The 23,311-nt window shown below is 68.4% G+C and carries 12 protein-coding genes; 11 read left to right on the forward strand and 1 reads right to left on the reverse strand.

The features are described 5' to 3' along the window. Positions 1 to 114: 114 nt before the first annotated feature. The 3 genes from acnA (at position 115) to OG485_RS31850 (ending at position 8,257) form a co-directional block, all read left to right on the forward strand. The gene (acnA, locus tag OG485_RS31840; protein ID WP_326784987.1) at positions 115 to 2,829 is read left to right on the forward strand and encodes an aconitate hydratase AcnA; all 2,715 of its coding nucleotides are present in this window, start codon (positions 115 to 117) and stop codon (positions 2,827 to 2,829) included. A 472-nt stretch (positions 2,830 to 3,301) separates the two neighbouring features. Next, positions 3,302 to 4,462: a lytic polysaccharide monooxygenase auxiliary activity family 9 protein gene (locus OG485_RS31845; RefSeq protein ID WP_328672028.1), complete on the forward strand. Its 1,161-nt coding sequence runs from the start codon at positions 3,302 to 3,304 to the stop codon at positions 4,460 to 4,462. A gap of 516 nt (positions 4,463 to 4,978) precedes the next feature. Further along, the gene (locus tag OG485_RS31850; protein WP_328672029.1) at positions 4,979 to 8,257 is read left to right on the forward strand and encodes a GH92 family glycosyl hydrolase; all 3,279 of its coding nucleotides are present in this window, start codon (positions 4,979 to 4,981) and stop codon (positions 8,255 to 8,257) included. A 96-nt stretch (positions 8,258 to 8,353) separates the two neighbouring features. On the opposite strand, the gene OG485_RS31855 is transcribed toward OG485_RS31850, so the two are convergent. Continuing rightward, complete coding sequence (locus OG485_RS31855; RefSeq protein WP_443048795.1) at positions 8,354 to 12,178, reverse strand: GH92 family glycosyl hydrolase; 3,825 nt, start codon at positions 12,176 to 12,178, stop codon at positions 8,354 to 8,356. Positions 12,179 to 12,665: 487 nt separating this feature from the next. On the opposite strand from OG485_RS31855, the gene ngcE reads away from it, so the two are divergent. The 8 genes from ngcE to dxs all read left to right on the forward strand — a co-directional run bounded on the left by ngcE (position 12,666) and on the right by dxs (position 23,275). Next, positions 12,666 to 14,117 (forward strand): N-acetylglucosamine/diacetylchitobiose ABC transporter substrate-binding protein, encoded by a 1,452-nt coding sequence (ngcE, locus tag OG485_RS31860; protein ID WP_328672030.1) that lies wholly within the window; start codon positions 12,666 to 12,668, stop codon positions 14,115 to 14,117. 80 nt (positions 14,118 to 14,197) lie between these two features. Further along, positions 14,198 to 15,130, forward strand: coding sequence for a carbohydrate ABC transporter permease (locus tag OG485_RS31865; RefSeq protein ID WP_328672031.1), 933 nt, complete (start codon positions 14,198 to 14,200; stop codon positions 15,128 to 15,130). Positions 15,131 to 15,145: 15 nt separating this feature from the next. After that, positions 15,146 to 16,084 (forward strand): carbohydrate ABC transporter permease, encoded by a 939-nt coding sequence (locus OG485_RS31870; RefSeq protein WP_328672032.1) that lies wholly within the window; start codon positions 15,146 to 15,148, stop codon positions 16,082 to 16,084. Positions 16,085 to 16,326: 242 nt separating this feature from the next. Next, the gene (locus tag OG485_RS31875; RefSeq protein WP_328672033.1) at positions 16,327 to 17,526 is read left to right on the forward strand and encodes an ROK family transcriptional regulator; all 1,200 of its coding nucleotides are present in this window, start codon (positions 16,327 to 16,329) and stop codon (positions 17,524 to 17,526) included. A 121-nt stretch (positions 17,527 to 17,647) separates the two neighbouring features. Further along, positions 17,648 to 18,754 carry a sugar ABC transporter substrate-binding protein gene (locus OG485_RS31880; protein WP_328672034.1) on the forward strand — a complete coding sequence of 369 codons (1,107 nt, stop codon included), beginning with the start codon at positions 17,648 to 17,650 and terminating at the stop codon, positions 18,752 to 18,754. A gap of 248 nt (positions 18,755 to 19,002) precedes the next feature. Next, entirely contained in the window at positions 19,003 to 19,794 is a 792-nt protein-coding gene (locus OG485_RS31885; RefSeq protein ID WP_328552899.1) for an ATP-binding cassette domain-containing protein, read from the forward strand. Next, positions 19,791 to 21,113, forward strand: coding sequence for a sugar ABC transporter permease (locus OG485_RS31890; protein ID WP_328672035.1), 1,323 nt, complete (start codon positions 19,791 to 19,793; stop codon positions 21,111 to 21,113). Before OG485_RS31885 ends, OG485_RS31890 begins: the two co-directional genes overlap by 4 nt. A gap of 230 nt (positions 21,114 to 21,343) precedes the next feature. Next, the gene (gene dxs, locus OG485_RS31895; protein WP_328672036.1) at positions 21,344 to 23,275 is read left to right on the forward strand and encodes a 1-deoxy-D-xylulose-5-phosphate synthase; all 1,932 of its coding nucleotides are present in this window, start codon (positions 21,344 to 21,346) and stop codon (positions 23,273 to 23,275) included. The last annotated feature ends 36 nt before the right edge of the window (positions 23,276 to 23,311 follow it).

Consider the following 23,311-nt stretch of genomic DNA (forward strand, 5'->3'; position numbering starts at 1 on the left):
CGTCAACGGTCCAACGGTAAGGGTTACCTAACTTAGCCTTACCTTAGCGGATCGGCCATGACGTCGTGGCGGCAGGATGCGGTGGGAACGCGCACATCAATGAAGGAGACTGTCGTGTCGGCGAACAGCTTCGACGCCCGCAGCACGCTGCAGGTGGGCGACGAGTCGTACGAGATCTTCCGGCTGGACAAGGTGGAAGGCTCGGCTCGCCTTCCGTACAGCCTGAAGGTGCTGCTGGAGAACCTGCTCCGCACGGAGGACGGCGCGAACATCACCGCCGACCACATCCGGTCCATCGGTGACTGGGACTCGCAGGCTCAGCCCAGCCAGGAGATCCAGTTCACGCCCGCCCGCGTGATCATGCAGGACTTCACCGGCGTGCCCTGTGTCGTCGACCTCGCCACCATGCGTGAGGCCGTCAAGGAGCTCGGCGGTGACCCGGCGAAGGTCAACCCGCTCTCCCCGGCCGAGCTGGTCATCGACCACTCCGTCATCGCCGACAAGTTCGGCACGAAGGAAGCCTTCGGCCAGAACGTCGAGCTGGAGTACGGCCGCAACAAGGAGCGCTACCAGTTCCTGCGCTGGGGCCAGACCGCGTTCGACGACTTCAAGGTCGTCCCGCCGGGCACCGGCATCGTCCACCAGGTGAACATCGAGCACCTCGCGCGCACCGTCATGGTCCGCAACGGGCAGGCCTACCCCGACACCCTGGTCGGTACGGACTCGCACACCACGATGGTCAACGGCCTGGGCGTCCTCGGCTGGGGCGTCGGCGGCATCGAGGCCGAGGCCGCGATGCTCGGCCAGCCGGTCTCCATGCTCATCCCGCGTGTCGTCGGCTTCAAGCTGACCGGTGAGCTCACCCCCGGCACGACCGCCACCGACCTCGTGCTGACCATCACCGAGATGCTGCGCAAGCACGGTGTCGTCGGCAAGTTCGTCGAGTTCTACGGCGAGGGTGTGGCCGCCACGTCGCTGGCCAACCGCGCCACCATCGGCAACATGTCGCCGGAGTTCGGCTCCACCGCCGCGATCTTCCCGATCGACGGCGAGACCATCAAGTACCTCAAGCTCACCGGCCGCTCCGAGCAGCAGCTCGCGCTCGTCGAGGCGTACGCCAAGGAGCAGGGCCTCTGGCTCGACCCGGCCGCCGAGCCCGACTTCTCCGAGAAGCTGGAGCTCGACCTCTCCACGGTCGTCCCCTCGATCGCCGGCCCGAAGCGCCCGCAGGACCGCATCGTCCTCGCGAACGCCGCCGAGCAGTTCAAGAGCGACGTGCGCAACTACGTCGCCGACGACGACGAGGCGGGCAAGGAGTCCTTCCCGGCCTCCGACTCCCCGGCCGCCAGCAACGGCGTGCCCTCCAACCCGGTCACGGTCACGGCCCCCGACGGCTCGACCTACGAGATCGACCACGGTGCGGTGACGGTCGCGGCCATCACCTCCTGCACCAACACCTCGAACCCGTACGTCATGGTCGCCGCCGCGCTCGTCGCGAAGAAGGCCGTGGAGAAGGGCCTGACCCGCAAGCCGTGGGTCAAGACCACCCTCGCCCCGGGCTCCAAGGTCGTCACCGACTACTTCGACAAGGCGGGGCTCACCCCCTACCTCGACAAGGTCGGCTTCAACCTGGTCGGCTACGGCTGCACCACCTGCATCGGCAACTCCGGCCCGCTGCCGGACGAGGTCTCCAAGGCCGTCAACGACCACGACCTCGCCGTCACCTCGGTCCTCTCCGGCAACCGGAACTTCGAGGGCCGTATCAACCCCGACGTCAAGATGAACTACCTGGCCTCCCCGCCGCTGGTCGTCGCCTACGCCCTCGCGGGTTCCATGAAGGTGGACATCACCCGCGACGCGCTCGGCACCGACACCGAGGGCAAGCCGGTCTACCTGGCCGACATCTGGCCCTCCGAGGCCGAGGTCAACGACGTCGTGGCGAACGCCATCGGCGAGGACATGTTCAACAAGTCCTACCAGGACGTCTTCGCGGGCGACGCCCAGTGGCAGGCGCTGCCGATCCCCGAGGGCAACACCTTCGAGTGGGACCCGCAGTCGACGTACGTCCGCAAGCCCCCTTACTTCGAGGGCATGACGATGGAGACCACCCCGGTCTCGGACATCGCCGGCGCGCGCGTCCTCGCCAAGCTCGGCGACTCGGTCACCACCGACCACATCTCCCCGGCCGGTGCGATCAAGGCCGACACCCCCGGAGGCAAGTACCTCACGGAGCACGGTGTCGAGCGTCGTGACTTCAACAGCTACGGCTCGCGCCGCGGCAACCACGAGGTCATGATCCGCGGTACGTTCGCCAACATCCGCCTGCGCAACCAGATCGCGCCGGGCACCGAGGGCGGCTACACCCGCGACTTCACGCAGGACGGCGCCCCCGTCTCCTTCATCTACGACGCCTCGCGCAACTACATCGACCAGGGCATCCCGCTGGTCATCCTGGCGGGCAAGGAGTACGGCTCCGGCTCGTCCCGCGACTGGGCCGCCAAGGGCACCGCGCTCCTCGGCGTCAAGGCCGTCATCGCCGAGTCGTACGAGCGCATCCACCGCTCGAACCTCATCGGCATGGGCGTCCTGCCGCTCCAGTTCCCGGAGGGCGCGACGGCCGAGTCCCTCGGTCTGACCGGCGAGGAGACCTTCTCCTTCACCGGTGTCGAGGAGCTCAACAACGGCACCACCCCGCGCACGGTGAAGGTCACCACCGACACCGGCGTCGAGTTCGACGCGGTCGTCCGTATCGACACTCCCGGCGAGGCGGACTACTACCGCAACGGCGGCATCATGCAGTACGTGCTGCGCAACCTGATCCGCAACTGAGCGGTCGGGTGACGCAGTTGTAGGGCAGCTCCGCAGGAGTCGAGGGCCGCATCCCCGGTTGACGGGGGTGCGGCCCTTCGCCGTCGCCCCGAACTCCCGTCCAGGACAGGGGTGGTGCTCGGACGGAATAGTGGATCGCGTCCGGGTGCCGGGCCGCGATCGCCCCAAGTGCGCTGCGTCTGGGGGCCTTGCCGGCCACGTCCGTGACCCACGTCCGTGACCGTTCCGTCCCGGTCGCCGAGTTCCGGTGGTCCACGACGGGCCGGTGCCGTCCGCGTCCCGTGGGCCCGACCGCGGAAACGGGACGCCGCCCCCGGCGGGTGCGCGCGATGCGCCAGGCGTTTACAGGGGTCCCTGTGCGCGCTACTTTCCGAGTGAGGTGGGAGCGCTCCCATGGGGCGGACCGGAACCCGCCCCCGGGCCGCTCCCACCTCGCTCCGGTCCCGCACGACTCGCGAAGGGATGAATTGTCATGCACTTAACAAGCTCGCGCCTGGCGAGGCCGCGTTCGCCCGGCCCGCGTTCTGCCGGCCCGCGTTCGCCCGGCCCCCGCTCTGCCGGAACGCGACGGCCGCTCTCCCGGTCACTGCTCCCCGGCCGCCGCCCGTCCCCCTTCCTGGTCCTCCTCGCCCTGCTGGCCGTGTTCCCGGCCCTCGCCCTGATCGTCATGGCCGGCGGCCGGGCGGAGGCGCACGGCACCCCCATGAAGCCCGGCAGCCGCACCTTCCTGTGCTGGCAGGACGGGCTGACCGACACCGGTGAGATCAAGCCCGTGAACCCGGCCTGCAAGGCGGCGCAACAGGTCAGCGGGACCACGCCGTTCTACAACTGGTTCTCGGTGCTGCGCTCGGACGGGGCGGGACGCACCCGCGGCTTCGTCCCCGACGGCTCGCTGTGCAGCGGCGGCAACCCCAACTTCTCGGGCTTCGATCTGCCGCGCTCCGACTGGCCGTTGACCCACCTGACCGCGGGCGCGACCGTCGACTTCGCGTACAACGCCTGGGCCGCTCACCCAGGCTGGTTCTACGTCTACATCACCAAGGACGGCTTCGACCCGACCAGGACCCTCACCTGGGACGCCATGGAGGACCAGCCGTTCCTGACCGTCGACCACCCGCCGCTCAACGGAACCCCGGGCACGGTCGAGGCCAACTACTCCTGGAGCGGCAAGCTGCCGGCGGGCAAGACCGGCCGCCACATCGTCTACATGGTCTGGCAGCGCTCGGACAGCGCGGAGACGTTCTACTCCTGCTCCGACGTCGTCTTCGACGGCGGCAACGGCGAGGTCACCGGCATCCACGATCCGGGCAACCCGACCGAACCCCCGCCCGGCGCCTGCTCGGCGACCCGGCGCACCACCGGCAGCTGGCCCGGCGGTTACCAGGCCGAGGTGACGGTCACCAACACCGGCACGGTCCCGATGCTCGGCTGGATGGTCGACTGGACGCTGCCGGGCGGGCAGTCGGTCGCCAGTCTGTGGAACGGCAACGCGACCTACAGCGGTCAGGACGTGATGGTGCACAACGCCGACTGGAACGGTTCGCTCAGTCCGGGCGGCAGCACCACGTTCGGCTATGTCGTCCAGGGCTCGGGTGGTGATCCGGCAACGGCGCTTCCCTGCCGGGTCGGCTGAACAGGCAACGCTCGGGGCGGACCGGGTGGGTGGGTTCGGACCCACCCGGTCCGCGAGCCCGGACGCGGCGGGGGAGGCCCTGCCCGGGATGGTGCGGCTTGTGGCGACCGGAGTGCACGACAACGTTGTCGAACGGTCTGCTCACGACTCTATCGCCTCAACGGACAACGATGTCAAGCACGTTGACGGCCCACCTCGGCGCGTTCGCGCCCCTCGGGGGCGGGCGCCGGACGCGTCGGCGGCCGGGAGGCGGCGCGCCACACGCCGCACCCTGCGCTTCTCGACTCCGCCCCGCACGGGCGGGAGGCGGAGTACCGCTCACCGGCCCGGGGGGTCACCGGTGGCCCGGAAGGCGCGACCCGTCCGGCGCGCTGTCCGTGACGCCATCGGAGGAGGTGCCGGGCGCGTCTCCGGCGGCGCAGGCGGTCTTCCGTGGTACCCGTGGCGCACGTTACTGTCCCTGCGGCTTGTGCGACCTGTGGTGCGCGACCCGTCCGAAGGAGGAGGGGCCGCGTCATGCGATTCCGTCCGTCATCGTTACTGCTGGCCGTCGCCCTGACGGTGGCCGGCGCCACCCCGGCCCTCGCCGCGCCCCCGTCGGGGCCGCCGGCACTCGTCCAGGACCCCACCGCGTACGTCGACCCGCTCATCGGCACCAGGAACGGCGGCAACGTCTTCCCCGGTGCCGTCACGCCCTTCGGCATGCTCTCCTGGAGCCCGGAGAACACCCGCGGGGACGCCACCCGCACCGCCGCGCCCGGCGGCTACCAGTACGACGCCACGCGCGTCCGGGGCTTCAGCCTCACGCACATGTCCGGAACGGGATGCGCGGGCGGCAGCGGGGACATCCCGTTCTTCCCGTACGCCGGTGAGGTCACCTCGTCCCCGGCGGCCGACACGAAGGACGCCGTCTACGCCGCGGGGTTCGCGCACTCCGACGAACTGGCCGAGCCCGGTCACTACAAGGTGGGGCTCGCCTCCGGCGTGACCGCCGACCTCGCGGCGACCGCGCGCACCGGCTCGGGCCGCTTCACCTTCCCCGCCGACAAGCCCGCCTCGATGCTGATCCGCACCGCCAACTCCGAGGTCGGGTCGACGGATTCGACCGTGCGCATCGACCCGGCGACCAGGACCGTCTCGGGCTCCGTCACCTCCGGCAACTTCTGCGGCTATCTCGATCCCGAGGGCCAACGCTCCTACTACACCCTGTACTTCACCGCCCGCTTCGACCGCGCCTTCAAGACCACCGGCACCTGGCAGGACGACCGGCTGAGTCCGGGGGCCACCGAGGCGAGCGGCGGCACCGGAGGCTTCGCACAGGGCGGCCGGCCCCTCGCGGGCAAGGGGGCGGGCGGCTATGTGGAGTTCGAGCCCGGCACCGACCCGGTGAACGTCAAGGTCGGTATCTCCTACGTCAGTCAGGAGGGCGCCGCCGCCAACCTGGACGACGAGAACCCGCCGTCCCGCTCCTTCGCCTCCGTCCAGCGTGCCGCCCACCGCGCCTGGCGCGAACGGCTCGGCGCGATCGCGGTCGGTGGCGGCACCGACACCGACCGCACCACCTTCTACACCGCGCTCTACCACTCCCTCCTGCACCCGAACGTCATCAGTGACGCCGACCGCAGATACCGCGGCTCCGACGGCAAGGTGCACACCGTGGGCCGGGGCCACGAGGCGCAGTACGGCACCTTCTCCGGCTGGGACGTCTACCGCTCCCAGGTCCAGCTCCTGACCCTGCTCGACCCGGACACCGGCTCCGACATCGCGCAGTCGCTCCTCGAACTCGCCCGGCAGAACGGGGGAGTCTGGGACCGCTGGCTGCACGGCGCGAGCGGCACGCACGTCATGAACGGCGATCCGTCGGCGCCCGCCCTCGCGGGCATCCGCGCCTTCGGCGGCACGGACTTCGACCTGCGCGGCGCGCTCGCCTCGCTGGTGAAGGCGGCGACCGTACCCACCGAGGGGGACCTCTCACCGGCGGGCAAGCCCGTGCTCTCGGCCGGCCAGCGCCCCTCGCTCGACAAGTACCTCGAACACCACTACATGCCGTCCGTGTCCAACGCCTGGGGCGGCGCCGCCGAGACCCTGGAGATGTCCGGCGCGGACTTCGCGATCTCCCAACTGGCCAGGGCGGCGGGGGAGAAGAAGACCGCGGCCGACTTCGCCGAGCGCTCCCAGTGGTGGCAGAACAACTTCAACATCGCGGCCGACCCCGGCGGCGGCTACATCGCCAACCGCAAGGCCGACGGGAGTTGGGCCACCGGCTTCACCCCGGCGACCGGCAACGGTTTCGTGGAGGGGACCGCGGCCCAGTACACCTGGATGGTGCAGCACGACCCGGCGGGCCTCTTCGCCGCCATGGGCGGGCGCGCCGAGGCCCTCGACCGTCTCGACACGTTCTTCCACAACGCGGACGGGAGCTGGGCGTTCAGCGGCAGCGGCGGTGCGAAGTCGGAGCTGGACAACGAGCCGTCGGTCAACGTGCCCTACCTGTACGACTACGCGGGCGCGCCCTACAAGACGCAGGAGACCGTCCGCGCGGCGATGAGCAAGCTGTGGTCGACACAACCCGGCGGCATTCCCGGCAACGACGACCTCGGTGAGATGTCGTCCTGGTACGTCTTCTCCGCGCTCGGCATGTACCCCCAGGTGCCCTCCCGCGCCGAACTCACCCTGGCCTCACCGCTGTTCCCGAGGATCGAGATCGAGCGTCCGGGCGGCGCCGACATCGAGATCCGGGCCCGGGGCGCGGCCGCGGACGCCCCCTACGTCCGGTCGCTGCGCGTGGACGGCCGCAGCAGCGACCGCCCCTGGCTGCCGGCCTCCTTCGTCCGCGAGGGCGGCACGCTCGACTACACGCTGTCCGCGACCCCCGACAAGGGCTGGGGAAGCGCCGAGGCGGCCGCGCCGCCCTCCTTCCGCACGGGCGAGCAGCCGTACCAGATCGGTGTCGGGCCGACCGCGGCGACGCTCGCGCCCGGCGGCAGCACCGCGCTCGACATCCGCGCCCTGGCCCTCGGCGGCGGCGCCGGGCCCGAGGTCCGCTTCCACGTGGACGTGCCCGCGGGAGTGACGGCGACCCCGGCCGAGGGCACGGTGAGCGACGGCGCCCAGCGGATCGCCCTCAGCGCCGCCGACGACGCCGAGCAGGGGTTCTACGACGTCAAGGTGACCGTGACCTCCGCCGAGACGTCGTACGCGCAGCCGGTGGCGCTCACCGTCGCGGCCCCGGGATCCCTCCTCGCCGCCTACGACAACACCGGTGTCTCGGACGACACCGGTGATCACGCCGAGGCCGACTACGACGGCGGCGGCTGGAGCTACTCCCGGCAGGCCCTCGCCGACGCGGGCCTGACCCCGGGCGGCCAGGGGACGGTGGACGGTCTCGCCTTCACCTGGCCGAAGTCCCCGTCCGGCCGTCCCGACAACGCCTCGGCCACCTCGCAGACCATCGAACTGAGCGACCCTGCAAGCAAGTTGTCTTTCGTCGGCAGCGCCGTGAACGGCAACCAGCGGACCACGGCGACCGTCACCTACACCGACGGCGGCACCGACTCCGTCGACCTGTCCTTCACCGACTGGACCGTCGGCGGCGGGGGCGGAACCGTCCAGTACGGCAACGAGACCGTCGCGAGGACCGCCTACCGCAACGTCGCCGGAGCCGGCAAGGACCCGGTGGCCACCTACGTCTTCGCCACCAAGCCGTTCACGGCACCGGAGGGGAAGACGATCAAGAGCGTCAAACTCCCGGACAACGCGGACCTGCACGTCTTCACCCTCGCGGTGAGCCGGTGAGCCGGTGAGCCGGTGACCCAGTGAGCTGACCCGTACACGAACGCGGGGCGGGCCCGGAGTCTCCTCCGGGCCCGCCCCCTTTCCGTCGGGTGTGGCTCAGGCCAGCAGTTCCACCTCCGCGAGGGTCGACTCGCCGTCGAGGACGAGACGGTAGTGGGCGTACGAGCCCGGGGACGCGACCGTGAACGCCCGGGTCTGTCTGTCCCAGGGGAAGGACTCACCGGAGCGCTTGTCGAGGTCCGTCCATGCCGTCCCGTCCGAGGAACCCTGGAGCGTCCACCCGCTCGGCGCCTTCGTGTGGTCCGCGGAGGTCAGCGTGTACTGGACTCCCTCGGTGCCGGAGCCGGCCGGCAGGTCCACCGAGGTGACGGCGGCGTCCGTAGCCGAGGTGTTGTCGAACAGGGCGCCGTCCCCCTTGAGCGTGTCCGCGCGCGGCGACGGCACCTTGTCGTCCTCGGTGACCGACACCGGCGCCGCGTCCTTGCCGGTGCCCCACGAGGACGGTTCGGCGCCCATGTCGAACTCCAGCACTCCGCCCCGGCTGATCAGTGAGTGGGGGAGCGAAGTCGAGTTCCAGCGCTTGCCGTTGAACCGGACACCCTGCACGTACACGTTCTTCGTGCTGTTGCGCGGGGCCTTGATCACCAGGTCGTGGCCGTTCTCCAGGTGGACCGTCACCTTGGTGAACAGCGGGGAGCCGATGGCGTACTCGCCGCTGCCCATCACCAGCGGGTAGAAGCCGAGCGAGGAGAAGAGGAACCAGGCCGACTGCTCGCCGTTGTCCTCGTCGCCGTGGTAGCCCTGTCCGATCTCGCTTCCGGTGTAGAGACGCGAGAGGACCTCGCGGATGTTCTTCTGGGCCTTCCAGGGCTGCCCGGCCGCGTCGTACATGTAGTTCACGTGGTGGGCCACCTGGTTGGAGTGCCCGTACTGGCCCATGCGCACGTCCCGGGCCTCGGTCATCTCATGGATGACACCGCCGTAGGAGCCCACGATGTCCGGGGACGCGGTCTCGGGGGTGGAGAAGTACGTGTCGAGCTTGTCCCCGAGCGCGCCGCGGCCGCCGTACAGGTTGGCGAGACCGCGCGAGTCCTGCGGCGCGGTGAACGCGTATCCCCAGCCGTCGGTCTCCGTGTAGTCGTAACCCCACACGCGCGGGTCGTACTTCGCGGAGTCGACCCGCCAGTCGCCCTTGGCGCCCCGGCCCTGGAAGAAGCCGGCCTTGGAGTCGAAGAGGTTCACGTAGTCCCGGGAGCGGTTGAGGAAGTAGTCGGACTCCTCCTTGTAGCGCTTCTCGCCGGTCTTCCTGTAGAGCGCCTTGCCCATCTCGGCGATGCCGTAGTCGTTGACGTAGCCCTCCATGGCCCACGACAGGCCCTCGCCCGTGGAGGTGCTCGTGTAGCCGAGGAAGGGTGAGGTGGCCATGCCCTTGCGGCCCACTCCGGACGTCGGCGGGACGACCGTCGCGTTCTTCAGGGCCGCCTCGTACGCGGACTTGGCGTCGAAGCCGACGCCCTTGACGTACGCGTCCGCGAACGCCACGTCGGACGAGGTGCCGGTCATCAGGTCCGCGTAGCCGGGCGAGGACCAGCGCGAGGTCCAGCCGCCGTCCTTGTACTGCTGCACGAACCCGTCGACCATCTCACCGGCCTGACCGGGCGTCAGGAACGAGTAGGCGGGCCAGGTCGTCCGGTAGGTGTCCCAGAAGCCGTTGTTGACGTACACCTTGCCGTCGACGATCTTCGCCCCGGTGTGGGTCGGGGTGTCCGGGCCCGGCATCGGGGAGAACGGCGAGGCGTACTGGTACTTGGTACCCACCTTCTCGAAGCCGGAGTTCGGGTACAGGTAGAGCCGGTACATGCTGGAGTACAGCGTGGTCAGCTGGTCCGGTGTGGCGCCCTGCACCTCGATCTTGCCCAGGAGCCGGTCCCACTGCTTGCGGGCCCCCTTCTTGACCGCGTCGAACGACGTGCCGTCCGGGATCTCCTGGCTCAGGTTGTCCTTGGCCTGGTCGAGGCTGATGAGCGAGGTGGCGAGCCGCAGGGTGACGGTGTGGTCGGAGCCGGGCTTGAACTTCAGATAGCCCTTGACGCCGCTGGAGGAGCCCTCGGTCACGGGCGCGTCGAAGACCCCGTACACGAAGAGCCGGGTGGCACCGGTCGACAGCCCGGACTTCACGTCCGAGTATCCGGTGACCACGCCCGCCGACGTGTCCAGCGTCAGGCCCGCCTGCTCGGTGACGTTGTCGAAGATCACGCTCGCGTCGTCGCCCGGATAGGTGAAGCGCAGGGCGGCGGCGTGATCGGTCGGGGCGAGCTCCGCCTTGAGACCGTTCTCGAAGGTCACACCGTAGTAGTACGGCCGCGCGGTCTCGTTCTCGTGCCGGAAGGCCAGTTCACGGGCGGTGCGGCCGGTGTCCGGGGTGCCGGAGGCGGCCGACGGCATCACCTGGAAGGTCTGCCGGTCGCCCATCCAGGGGCTCGGCTCGTGGCTCGCGCTGAACGCCTGGACAGTGGGCAGATTGTCCGCGTTGTTGGCGCGGGCGTAGTCGTACAGCCAGCTCAAGGAGCCCGCGTTGGTCACCGGCGTCCAGAAGTTGAAGCCGTGCGGTACGGCGGTCGCCGGGAAGTTGTTCCCGCGCGAGAATCCGCCGCTGGAGTTGGTGCCGCGGGTCGTGAGCGCGTAGTCGGCCAGATGGGCCGCGGGTTTCCCCGGAGGGGCCGTCCTCAGCGCGACGTCGTCCAGCCAGCCGCGGAACTTCGCGGGACCCTTGGGGGAGTCGTACGCGAGGACGATCCGGTCGACGGTCTTCCCGGCCGCGACGGAACCGATCCGCGAGGTCACGTTGTTCCACTGGTTGACGTAGAGCACCTTGGCGGCACCCTGGCCCTGCGGCGTCAGCGTGAATCCGTGCTGGTCCACGGCGTCGAGACCGCTCAGCGAGGTGCCGTCGGTGAAGACCAGGTCCACGGCCGCGTTCGTGGCGTCGTAGTCCCGGTCGCCGTCCGCCATCGAGGGGAAGATCCGGTACGACAGCTCGGTGTAACGCCCGACGGCGACGTTCACGTCGAACACCTTGTTGTACGAGTAGGCCCGGCCGTCGCCCTTGTGGGTGCCGGCGTAGCGCAGGGCCCGCTTGCCCGTGAAGCCGGCGCCCGCCTTCGCGGTCGGCGAGCCGCTCGGCCCCCGGTCCACGAGCGAGAGCATGTCCTTGGGCGTCGGGTCGTCGCTCCGGCCCGTCGAGAACTGGACGTCGGCGATCTGGAGGATGTCGCCGCCGTTGTTCTTCGTGACGTCGAGCCGGAAGTGCCGGTACTCGACCGGGCTCTCGATGTCGTACGACTTCGTCTGGAACCGCTCGCCGAAGGATTCGCCGGAGCGGGTGTCGAGGGTCTTCCAGTCCTTGCCGTCGGCGGAGCCCTGGAGGGTCCAGTCCCGCGGGTCGCGTTCGTCGTGGTCGTTTGCGGATGTGAGCGCGTACGTGACCGCCTTGACCGGCGCGTCCAGGTCGAACTCCGCCCAGCCGGTGGGCTCGAAGGTCAGCCACTTGCTGCTCGGTTCACCGTCGGCGAGGTTCTCCTTGACCTCGCCCGCGCCGGTGTTCTCGCCGCTGGCCCGCACGTCGGTGACATGGTCGGTCACGTTGCCGGGGATGCCAGTGCTGTAGCCGCCGTCGACCCCGGAGGACCGCTTCGTCCCGTCGGGAGCGGTGTCCACCGTGTTGAGCCAGTCCGGGGCCCGATCACCCGATTCGAACGACGAGCTGAACTCCCGGTCGGGCTTGGCCGCTTGGGCGGGCAGGGCGACCGCGACGCCCTGGGAGGCCGCTAACAGGGCGAGGGCCGCCACCCCCAGCGCCGCCGGGGAACGCCATCCGGTCCGCCGCGTGGAACTCTGTCTGTACCGAGCGCTGTGCTGCATGCGCGAGCACCCTCCCTGCACGTGGACAACGTTGTCAAATTCGATGCGCAAGGACCATTTGGGCGTCAAGTTGACAGTGATGTCAAGGGTGTTGGGTGCGGCATCCGGGGTGAATGTGTTGTGACGAACCGTGCATTGCGTTCAATGCGGGAGGCCGGCGTCCTGTGGATCTTCGCCGGGGTGGTCCTGGGGTGCCCCATATTTCCGGGAGGTCTCAACTCGGAAAAGACCGACGGCCAAACCTGCATTCGATCTTGCTCCGTTGGCGGGAAGTGGACTATACCTGTCGCGTCCGGCCAGTCGATCGACTGGCTCTGGACAGGCAGGACCCAGGGGGGAATTTCGCGGGACGGCGGAGCGTGGTCCATACACGTGATGCCGGTTCGTCCCGGTGAATCCCCCATGCACGACCCCAGCTTGACCTAACCGCGGTGCCGGGGAGGATCCGGTTCACCGCCTGAGTCCTGGAGAAGGCGAGGACTTGAGCATGGGATCCACTTCCGCCGAGAACAACAGCCCCGAGGGTGTCGGCCGCCGTGACCTCATCAAGAGGTCGGCCGCACTCGGTCTGATCACCGTCCCGACGATGAGCTTCCTGTCCGCGTGTGCGAGCGGCGGGGGCGACGAGGACAAGTCGGGCGACAAGGGCACCGGCAAGACCAGCAAGGACAACCCCTTCGGCGTGAAGAAGGGCGGCGGCAAGCTCGACGTCGTCGTCTTCAAGGGCGGCTACGGCGACGAGTACGCCAAGGCGTGGGAAGCGGCCTTCGACAAGAAGTGGGGCAGCAAGAGCGCCCACACCGGTACCCAGGAGATCACCGGCAAGCTCCAGCCGCGCTTCAACGGCGGCAACCCGCCGGACATCGTCGACGACTCGGGCGCCCAGCAGATCAAGCTGGACGTGCTCTACAAGAGCGGCCAACTCCTCGACCTGGCGGCGGTCCTCGACGCCCCGTCCATCGACGACCCGACCAAGAAGGTCCGCGACACCCTGATCCCCGGCACGCTCGACCCGGGCCTGCAGGGCGGCAAGGTCGTGTCCCTCAACTACATCTACACGGTGTGGGGGTTGTGGTACTCCGGCAAGCTCTTCAAGGAGAAGGGCTGGGAGGTGCCCAAGACCTGGGACGACTTCCTCGCCATCTGCAAGGACGCCAAGTCGCAGGGCATCGGCGGCCTCGCGCACCAGGGCAAGTACCCGTACTACATCAACATCGCCATCATGGACCTGATCGCCAAGAAGGGCGGTCTGGACGCCATGAAGGCGATCGACAACCTCGACCCCAAGGCGTTCGTCGGGTCCGACGCCGCGCTGGCGGCCGTCGAGGCGATCTACGAGATCGTGGAAAAGGGCTACTTGATGGCCGGCACCAACGGCCTGACCCACACCGAGTCGCAGACCCGGTGGAACCAGTACAAGGCCGCGTTCATCACCTGCGGCTCCTGGCTGGAGAACGAGCAGCTCAAGCAGACGCCGCCGGACTTCGACATGAAGTTCATGCCGATGCCTGCCCTGCCGGACAGCAAGCTGCCGTTCGAGGCGATCCGGGCCGGCTCTGGCGAGCCGTTCATCATCCCGGCGAAGGCCGCCAATCTGCCCGAGGCACAGGAGTTCATGCGCTCCATGCTCTCCAAGGAGTGGTCGACGCTCTTCGCCCAGAAGGCCAACTCGCTCACCATCCTCAAGGACGGCGTGTCCGACGGCGTGGAGCTGCGTCCCGGTACGCAGTCCACCGTCGAAGCGTCCAAGGCGGCGGGTGACAACACCTTCAACTACCTGTACATCAACTGGTACAGCGAGATGGACGTCGCCATCCAGAACGCGTCCAACGAGCTGATGGCCAAGCGCATCCAGCCGAAGGAATGGCTGAAGCGGGCCCAGGCGGCGGTCGACAAGGCGGCAAAGGACCCGGAGTCCAAGAAGAACCACCGCGACTGATCACGTAAAACCCGGAACATCGGGGTCACGCGCCCGGAACACCCGGGCCGCGCACATCCGGAACACCAGGGCAGGATGCCATGCGAAAAGGGCAGTACCGGTTCGTCGCGGGGTTTCTCCTCGCACCTTTGGCGCTGTATCTGATCTTCGTGATCTGGCCTTACCTACAGACCATCGGTTACTCCTTCACCGACTGGAAGGGCCAGTCGCAGACGTTCGGTTTCGTCGGCCTGGACAATTACAAGGCGTTGTTCCAGGACGACGTATTCCTTCAGGCGATCTGGCACAACATCCTGTTCCTGGTGTTCATCCCGGTGATCACCATCCTGCTCGCCCTCTTCTTCGCCTTCATGGTGAACGCGGGCGGGCGGGGCGGCGCCGGTGGCGTACAGGGCGTCACCGGCTCGCGCTTCTACAAGATCGTGTACTTCTTCCCGCAGGTGCTGTCGCTCGCGATCGTCGCGGTGCTCTTCGGGGCCTTCTACCGCAGTGACAGCGGCGGTCTGCTCAACGGGCTGCTCATCAAGCTCGGCCTGGTCGACGCGAACAGTCCCGTCGAGTGGATGAACGAGCCCAACCTGGTGCTCTGGTGCCTGATGGCGGTCGTCGTCTGGCACGGCGTCGGCTTCTATCTGGTGCTGTTCTCCGCGGCCATGCAGTCCATCCCGAAGGACATCTACGAGGCCGCGCTGCTGGACGGCGCGAGCCGCACCCACACCTTCTTCCGGGTCACCCTGCCCCTGCTCTGGGACACGGTGCAGACCGCCTGGGTCTATCTGGGCATCATCGCGATGGACATGTTCGTCCTCGTCTCGACGATGACCCAGGGCACCGGCTACGGAGGCGGGCCCGACCACCACAGCGAGGTCATGGCGAACGTCATGATGCGCAACTTCCTCTACTTCGGAAAGAGCGGCTACGCCTGCGCCATGGGCGTCGTCATGCTCCTTCTCACCCTGATCCTGTCCGTGGTCACGCTGCGCGCCACCCGCCGCGAGCGCATCGAGTTCTGAGCGGGAGACACGACTATGAGCGCACCCATCACGGAGCCGGCGAAGGTCGACGGCGCCGGAGTACCCCCGCAACGAAACGCCAGGAAGGCACCGCCACGGCCGGGTGACAAGCGGACCGAGGGCATGGCCCTCAACGTCTTCTCGCACGGGTTCCTGGCCCTGTGGGCGATCCTGATCATCCTGCCGCTGCTCTGGCTGGTCCTGAGCTCCTTCAAGACCGACGCGCAGATCGGCGGTTCGGCCCTCGGCTGGCCCACGAACTGGCAGTTCGACGTCTTCAGCCGGGCCTGGAACAAGGGCATCGGCGACTATTTCGCCAACACCCTGATCGTCCTGGTGTTCTCGGTCCCGCTGACCATGCTGCTCGGCGCGATGGCGGCCTACGTCCTGGCCCGCTACGAGTTCCCGGGCAACCGGCTCATCTACTTCTTCTTCGTCGGCGGGGCCATGTTCCCCGTCTTCCTGGCCCTGGTGCCGCTGTTCTTCATGGTCAAGCGACTCGACATGCTGAACAGCTACCAAGGCCTGGTCCTGGTGTACGTGGCCTACTCGCTGCCGTTCACGGTGTTCTTCATGCACGCCTTCTTCAGGACGCTGCCCACGGCGGTCTTCGAGGCGGCGGTGCTCGACGGGGCCTCGCACACCCGGGCGTTCTTCCAGGTCATGCTGCCCATGGCCAAGCCCGGACTGCTCAGCGTCGGCATCTTCAACGTGCTCGGCCAGTGGAACCAGTACATCCTGCCCTCGGTGCTGATGCAGCCGCAGAGCAGTTCGGACCCGGAGCGCTACGTCCTGACCCAGGGCCTCATCCAGCTCCAGCAGCAGCAGGGGTACGCCACCGACCTGCCCGTGCTGTTCGCCGGCGTGACGATCGCCATGGTCCCCATGCTGATCGTCTACCTGTCCTTCCAGCGTCAGGTCCAGGCCGGCCTCACCTCGGCGACTCTCAAGTAGCGAATCGTCCCGTTCTCCGCCTACGCCACCTCCGGCCCCGGGGGTGGCGTACGTGTGTCCGGATGCGGCCGGAACTCGAACATGACTGGGTGGACCTGATTTTCGTCAAGGACTTGACGCCGGTAACCCGTTCAGCGGAGCTTGGAGTTCACAACTTGTAAGTGACCGGGTCACGTTGACGTGACCCGGATCACACGGGCGGCATCGGGGCCGCCCGGCTGAGGGCAGGAGTGGATGAGTCGATGGAGACTCCGGGGTCGCAGTCTTCGCTGCACCGAGCCAATCTGGAGCGCGTCGTGCGGGCGGTGCGCCTCGCCGGTTCGCTCACGCAGGCGGAGATCGCGAGGACGACGGGCCTGTCGGCCGCGACCGTTTCCAATATCGTTCGTGAACTCAAGGACGCGGGAACGGTCGAGGTCACGCCCACTTCGGCCGGCGGCCGCAGGGCGCGCAGCGTGTCCTTGAGTGGCGACGCCGGCATCGTCATCGGTGTCGACTTCGGGCATACCCATCTGCGCGTCGCGGTCGGGAATCTGGCCCATCAGGTGCTGGCGGAGGAGTCCGAGCCGCTGGACGTCGACGCCTCCGCCGCGCAGGGCTTCGACCGGGCCGAGGAGCTGGTCAGCCGTCTGATCGCGGCAACCGGCGTGGACCGTTCCAAGGTCGCGGGCGTGGGGCTCGGTGTACCGGGCCCCATCGACGTGGAATCGGGGACCCTGGGGTCCACCTCGATCCTGCCGGGCTGGACCGGCGCCAGGCCCGCCGAGGAGCTGCGGGGGCGGCTCGGCGTGCCCGTGTACGTGGACAACGACGCCAATCTGGGCGCGCTCGGCGAGATGGTCTGGGGCAGCGGGCGAGGGGTCCGGGATCTCGCGTACATCAAGGTCGCCAGCGGTGTCGGCGCGGGTCTGGTGATAGAAGGCAAGATCTACCGCGGTCCGGGTGGCACGGCGGGAGAAATCGGGCATATTACACTTGATGAATCCGGCCCCGTCTGCCGTTGCGGCAACCGCGGCTGCCTGGAGACCTTCGCGGCGGCGCGCTATGTGCTGCCGCTCCTCCAGTCCAGTCACGGGACCGATCTGACCATGGAGGGCGTGGTCAGGCTGGCGCGGGACGGAGATCCGGGCTGCCGTCGCGTGATCGCCGACGTCGGCCGTCACATCGGCAGTGGAGTCGCGAATCTCTGCAATTTGCTGAACCCGAGTCGGGTGGTCCTCGGTGGCGATCTCGCCGAGGCCGGCGAGCTCGTTCTCGGGCCCATCAGGGAGTCTGTCGGCCGCTACGCGATCCCCAGTGCCGCACGTCAGCTCTCGGTGTTGCCAGGGGCGCTCGGGGGCCGTGCGGAGGTGCTCGGAGCGCTTGCTCTCGCGCTCAGCGAGATGGGTGATTCGACCCTTTTGGACGGGTCTCTGTCTGCCGCTGCGCCTGCCTTCACTTAGAGAACGAAACACGCCGTTGCCAACCCGTTAAGTATTTACTTCTTGACGTCGCACGGGTGGCCGAGTTGACTCCAAACCACCTCGGCCGCAGCGTTGCGGCCCTGTCAGGGAGGCACCACCAATGAACAACACGATGCGTAGAGTCGTCATCGGTACCGCCGCTGTTTCCATGGCCCTTTCGGTGGCCGCCTGTGGCAAGGCCGGCGACAAGGACTCCGACAGCAGCAGCAGCTCCTCCTCCTCGGGCGGCAGCAAGACCATCGGTCTCCTGCTCCCCGACAGTGTCACCGCGCGCTACGAGAAGTTCGACCACCCGCTCTTCGAGAAGAAGGTCACGGAGCTGTGCCCGGACTGCAAGGTCCAGTACGCGAACGCGGCCGGTGACGCCGCCAAGCAGGCCCAGCAGGTCAGCACCATGATCACCCAGGGCGTCAAGGTCCTCGTGATCAGCGCGCAGGACTCGGCCGCCATCAAGTCCTCGATCAAGACCGCGGTCGACAAGGGCATCAAGGTCGTCGCGTACGACCGTCTCGCCCAGGGTCCGGTCTCGGCGTACGTCTCCTTCGACAACCAGAAGGTCGGCCAGCTCCAGGGTGAGGCGCTGCTCGCCTCGCTCGGCTCCAAGGCGACCCCGAAGTCGAAGATCGTCATGATCAACGGTGACGACGCCGACCCGAACGCCGGCCAGTTCAAGGCGGGTGCCCACAAGGCCCTCGACGGCAAGGTCAAGATTGCTTACGAGCAGTCCGGCCTCTGGAAGGACACCGTCGCCGCCCAGAAGATGTCCGCTGCCATCACGCAGCTCGGTGCCAAGAACATCGCGGGCGTCTACTCCGCCAACGACGGCATGGCCGGTGGTATCGCGAACACCCTCAAGGGTGCGAAGATCAGTGGCATCCCGCTGACGGGTCAGGACGCGGAGCTCGCGGGTATCCAGCGCATCGTCGCCGGCACCCAGTCCTCCACCGTCTACAAGGCCTTCAAGCCGGAGGCGGACGCCGCTGCCCAGCTCGCGGTCAACCTGCTCGAGGGCAAGGACATCAAGTCCCTGGCCACGCAGGAGCTCACCAGCGGCTCCGGCGACAAGGTGCCCTCGCAGCTCCTGGTCCCGGTCTCGGTCACCAAGGCGAACATCAACGACACGGTTGTCAAGGACGGTCTCTACACCGTCGCCGACATCTGCACCGCTGACTTCGTGAAGGCCTGCGCCGCTGCCGGCCTGAAGTAAGCACGACCGACTCGGGCGACCACTCGCACAACGGGTGGCCGCCCGATTCTTGACCGCTCAGCGGTCTCGCGAACCTGTCCGACGCCTGCCCCACCTTCAAACCCCGCTGCGGGGCGGGCGTCGGATGGAACCGTTGCGAAATGTGACGGATTCGCGCATGTTCATCTTGTAAACCTTGTGCATTTCGCACATCCCTCCGCGCCTCTTAGTTCGAGCGCGGCATCCCCGCCGGTCAGGCGGCGAAGGAGATGGTTCACGTGTCCGCTACGCCCGTGCTGGCGTTGCGCGGAGTCTCCAAGCGATTCGGTGCTGTGCAGGCACTCACCGATGTCGAGCTGGAGGTCCACCCCGGAGAAGTGGTCGCCCTGGTGGGCGACAATGGCGCAGGAAAGTCCACCCTGGTCAAGACCATCGCGGGCGTCCACCCCATCGATGAAGGCGTCATCGAGTGGGACGGCCAGCCCGTCAGCATCAACAAGCCGCACGACGCCCAGGGACTCGGCGTCGCGACCGTCTACCAGGACCTCGCCCTGTGCGACAACCTCGACGTGGTCGGCAACCTCTACCTCGGTCGTGAGCTGCTTCACCGCGGCGTCATCGACGAGGTCACGATGGAGCAGAAGGCGCGTGAGCTGCTCAGCACACTCTCCATCCGCATCCCGAGCGTGCGTATCCCGATCGCGAGCCTTTCCGGCGGTCAGCGCCAGGTCGTGGCCATCGCCCGCGCCCTCATCGGTGACCCCAAGGTCGTCATCCTCGACGAGCCGACCGCCGCTCTCGGTGTCGAGCAGACCGCGCAGGTCCTCGACCTGGTCGAGCGACTGCGCGAGCGCAACCTCGGCGTCATTCTCATCAGCCACAACATGGCTGACGTGAAGGCCGTCGCGGACACCGTCGCCGTCCTGCGCCTGGGCAAGAACAACGGCTCCTTCTCCGTGAAGGACACCAGCCACGAAGAGATCATCGCCGCGATCACCGGAGCCACGGACAATGCCGTGACCCGTCGTGCCGGGCGTCGCAACACGGAGGCCGCAAAGTGAGCGACACGTCCAAGGTTTCCAAGGCGGAGGCCGAGGTGGCGCACCAGAACACGGTGGCTCCCTCCGACGACCCGACTGCCGCTCCCGTGTCGGTCGTGGACCCGCGTCTGCTGGTCCGCGAAGAGGGCCTCAAGGGCTACGTCACCGAGTTCAAGCGCAAGATCAAGGGTGGCGAGCTGGGCTCGCTGCCGGTCTTCATCGGCCTGATCATCATCTGGACGATCTTCCAGCTCCAGAACGACCGGTTCCTGAGCGCCGACAACCTGTCGAACATCAGCTACTTCATGTCGGCCACCGGCATGCTGGCCATCGGCCTGGTGTTCGTCCTGCTGCTCGGTGAGATCGACCTCTCCGTCGGCTCGGTCAGCGGCCTCGCCTCCACGGTCTTCGCGGTGTTCGTGGTCAACCACGGCGTGAACGCCTGGCTGGCCCTGTTCCTGACCGTCCTGACCGGTGCCGTCATCGGCGCGATGCAGGGCTGGTTCTTCGCCAGGATCGGCGTGCCCGCCTTCGTCGTGACGCTGGCCGGCTTCCTGGGCTGGAACGGCCTGATGCTGTGGCTGCTCGGTACGAGCGGCACCATCAACATCCCGGCCGAGAGCGGCCCGGTCCACCTGCTCGGCCAGAGCTCGTTCTTCATGGACCAGGCTGTCGTCGGTGCCTACCTGCTGGCCGGCCTCGGTGTCGTCTCGATGCTCGTGGGTTCGTTCATCGACCAGCGCCGCCGCAAGGCCGCGGGTGTGCCCTTCCGTCCCACCAGCGAGATCGTGCTGCGCGTCGGAGCGCTCGCCGTGGCGTCCTTCACCGCCGCTGCCGTGCTGAACAACGCCTCCGGTGTCTCCAACGCCCTGGTGATCTTCCTCGCCTCCCTGGTGATCGTCGACTTCGTGCTGCGCCGCACCACGTACGGCCGCAAGATCTTCGCGGTCGGCGGTGGCATCGAGGCGGCCCGCCGTGCCGGTATCAGCGTGTCGATGGTCCGCATCACCGTCTTCGCCATCTCCGGCGGTTTCGCGGCGGTCGGCGGTATGTTCTTCGCCGGCCAGACCGCCAGCGCCACGCTGAACGCCGGTGGCGGCAACACCCTGATGCTCGCCATCGCGGCGGCCGTCATCGGTGGTACGAGCCTCTTCGGTGGCCGCGGAAACGTTTGGTCGGCCCTCCTGGGCATGCTGGTCATCCAGTCGATCCAGACCGGTCTCGACCTGCTCAACATGAACACCTCCATCCAGTACATGATCACTGGTGCGGTGCTCCTGGGCGCGGTCGTCATCGACTCCGTCTCGCGCAAGAGCCAGAAGGCCGCAGGCCGCGCGTAACACTCCGCGGGGAACGCCTTAGCACAACGCGACGGCGTCCCTGTTGAAACATCCTGTGCCCGGCGCCAGTGGTGGCGCCGGGCACAGTCACGTCCGGACATGGAACACATGTTCCCGTCCGGTTGGGCCGTTCGTGTGGCGTAGATCGCCGGACCCGGCCCGCGCCCGAAAAGGCGGAACATTAGACTCGACGAACCCGGCAACAGCTCGATCACTGCAAGGAGGCACGGGTGGCGCTGCTGACCCGCATCACGGGACCGCGCGATCTGGACCGGCTGACCCCGGAGCAGCTCGACCAGCTGGCCGAGGAGATCCGGACCTTCCTCGTCGACGCGGTCTCCAAGACCGGCGGCCACCTCGGCCCCAACCTCGGTGTCGTGGAGCTGACCATCGCCCTGCACCGCGTCTTCGAGTCACCGAAGGACAGAGTGCTGTGGGACACGGGCCACCAGTCCTACGTCCACAAGCTGCTCACCGGCCGCCAGGACTTCTCCCGGCTGAAGATGAAGGGCGGCCTGTCCGGCTACCCCGCGCAGGCCGAGTCCGAGCACGACGTCATCGAGAACTCGCACGCCTCCACGGTCCTCGGCTGGGCCGACGGACTCGCGAAGGCGAACGAGGTCCTCGGCAGGAACGACCACGTGGTCGCCGTCATCGGTGACGGCGCGCTCACCGGCGGCATGGCCTGGGAGGCGCTGAACAACATCGCCGACGCCAAGGACCGCCCGCTGATCATCGTCGTCAACGACAACGAGCGCTCGTACGCGCCGACCATCGGCGGCCTCGCGAACCATCTGGCGACCCTGCGCACCACGGACGGCTACGAGCGCTTCCTGGCCCGCGGCAAGGACCTCCTGGAGCGCACGCCGGTCGTCGGCAAGCCGCTCTACGAGACCCTGCACGGCGCGAAGAAGGGCCTGAAGGACTTCATCGCCCCGCAGGGCATGTTCGAGGACCTCGGCCTGAAGTACGTCGGCCCGATCGACGGCCACGACATCGAGGCCCTGGAGTCGGCGCTCGCCCGCGCGAAGCGCTTCGGCGGCCCGGTCATCGTGCACTGCCTCACCGAGAAGGGCCGCGGCTACCAGCCGGCCCTCCAGGACGAGGCCGACCGCTTCCACGCCGTCGGCAAGATCCACCCGGACACGGGCCTGCCGATCGCCTCCTCGGGCGCCGACTGGACCTCCGTCTTCGGCGAGGAGATGGTGGCGCTCGGCAAGGAGCGCGAGGACATCGTCGCGATCACCGCCGCGATGCTCCAGCCGGTCGGCCTGGACCGGTTCGCCAAGGCGTTCCCCAAGCGGGTCTACGACGTCGGTATCGCCGAGCAGCACGCCGCCGTCTCCGCGGCCGGCCTCGCCACCGGCGGACTGCACCCCGTCTTCGCCGTCTACGCGACCTTCCTGAACCGCGCCTTCGACCAGGTCCTGATGGACGTGGCCCTGCACAAGTGCGGTGTCACCTTCGTCCTGGACCGCGCCGGTGTCACCGGCACCGACGGCGCCTCGCACAACGGCATGTGGGACATGTCCATCCTCCAGGTCGTCCCGGGCCTCAGGCTCGCGGCACCGCGCGACGCCGACCAGGTGCGTGCCCAGCTGCGCGAGGCCGTCGAGGTGAAGGACGCGCCCACCGTGGTGCGCTTCTCCAAGGGCGCGGTCGGCCCGGCCGTCCCCGCCGTGGGCCGGATCGGCGGCATGGACGTCCTGCGGGAGCCCGGCACCGACGCCCCCGACGTGCTGCTGGTCTCCGTCGGCGCGCTCGCCCCGATGTGCCTGGAGATCGCCTCTCTCCTCGACCGGCAGGGCATCTCCACCACCGTCGTGGACCCGCGCTGGGTCAAGCCGGTGGACGAGGCCATGGCGCCGCTCGCCGAGCAGCACCGCGTGGTCGTCACCGTCGAGGACAACTCCCGGGTCGGTGGTGTCGGCTCGGCGATCGCGCAGGCCCTGCGCGACGCGGGCGTCGACATCCCGCTGCGCGACTTCGGCATCCCGCCGCGCTTCCTCGACCACGCCTCCCGCGCCGAGGTCATGGCCGAGATCGGGCTGACCGCGCCGGACATCGCCCGGCAGGTCACCGGCCTCGTGGCCAAGCTCGACGGCCGCTTCGAGAGCCGGGCCGCGCAGGTCGTGGACGCCGTACAGCCCGTGCGCGACTGACGCATCCCCACACGGCCGATGGGCCGGTTTCAGCAC

The sequence above is a fragment of the Streptomyces sp. NBC_00328 genome, assembly GCF_036139655.1.
Classification (GTDB): Bacteria; Actinomycetota; Actinomycetes; order Streptomycetales; family Streptomycetaceae; genus Streptomyces.

What these genes read in the sequence shown, in the direction of transcription:
- OG485_RS31845 (WP_328672028.1), top strand. Translation starts at nt 3,302, where the DNA reads ATGCACTTAACAAGCTCGCGCCTGGCGAGGCCGCGTTCGCCCGGCCCG.
- OG485_RS31850 (WP_328672029.1), top strand. Translation starts at nt 4,979, where the DNA reads ATGCGATTCCGTCCGTCATCGTTACTGCTGGCCGTCGCCCTGACGGTG.
- OG485_RS31855 (WP_443048795.1), bottom strand. Translation starts at nt 12,178, where the DNA reads ATGCAGCACAGCGCTCGGTACAGACAGAGTTCCACGCGGCGGACCGGA.
- ngcE (WP_328672030.1), top strand. Translation starts at nt 12,666, where the DNA reads ATGGGATCCACTTCCGCCGAGAACAACAGCCCCGAGGGTGTCGGCCGC.
- OG485_RS31865 (WP_328672031.1), top strand. Translation starts at nt 14,198, where the DNA reads ATGCGAAAAGGGCAGTACCGGTTCGTCGCGGGGTTTCTCCTCGCACCT.
- OG485_RS31870 (WP_328672032.1), top strand. Translation starts at nt 15,146, where the DNA reads ATGAGCGCACCCATCACGGAGCCGGCGAAGGTCGACGGCGCCGGAGTA.
- OG485_RS31875 (WP_328672033.1), top strand. Translation starts at nt 16,327, where the DNA reads ATGGAGACTCCGGGGTCGCAGTCTTCGCTGCACCGAGCCAATCTGGAG.
- OG485_RS31880 (WP_328672034.1), top strand. Translation starts at nt 17,648, where the DNA reads ATGAACAACACGATGCGTAGAGTCGTCATCGGTACCGCCGCTGTTTCC.
- OG485_RS31885 (WP_328552899.1), top strand. Translation starts at nt 19,003, where the DNA reads ATGGTTCACGTGTCCGCTACGCCCGTGCTGGCGTTGCGCGGAGTCTCC.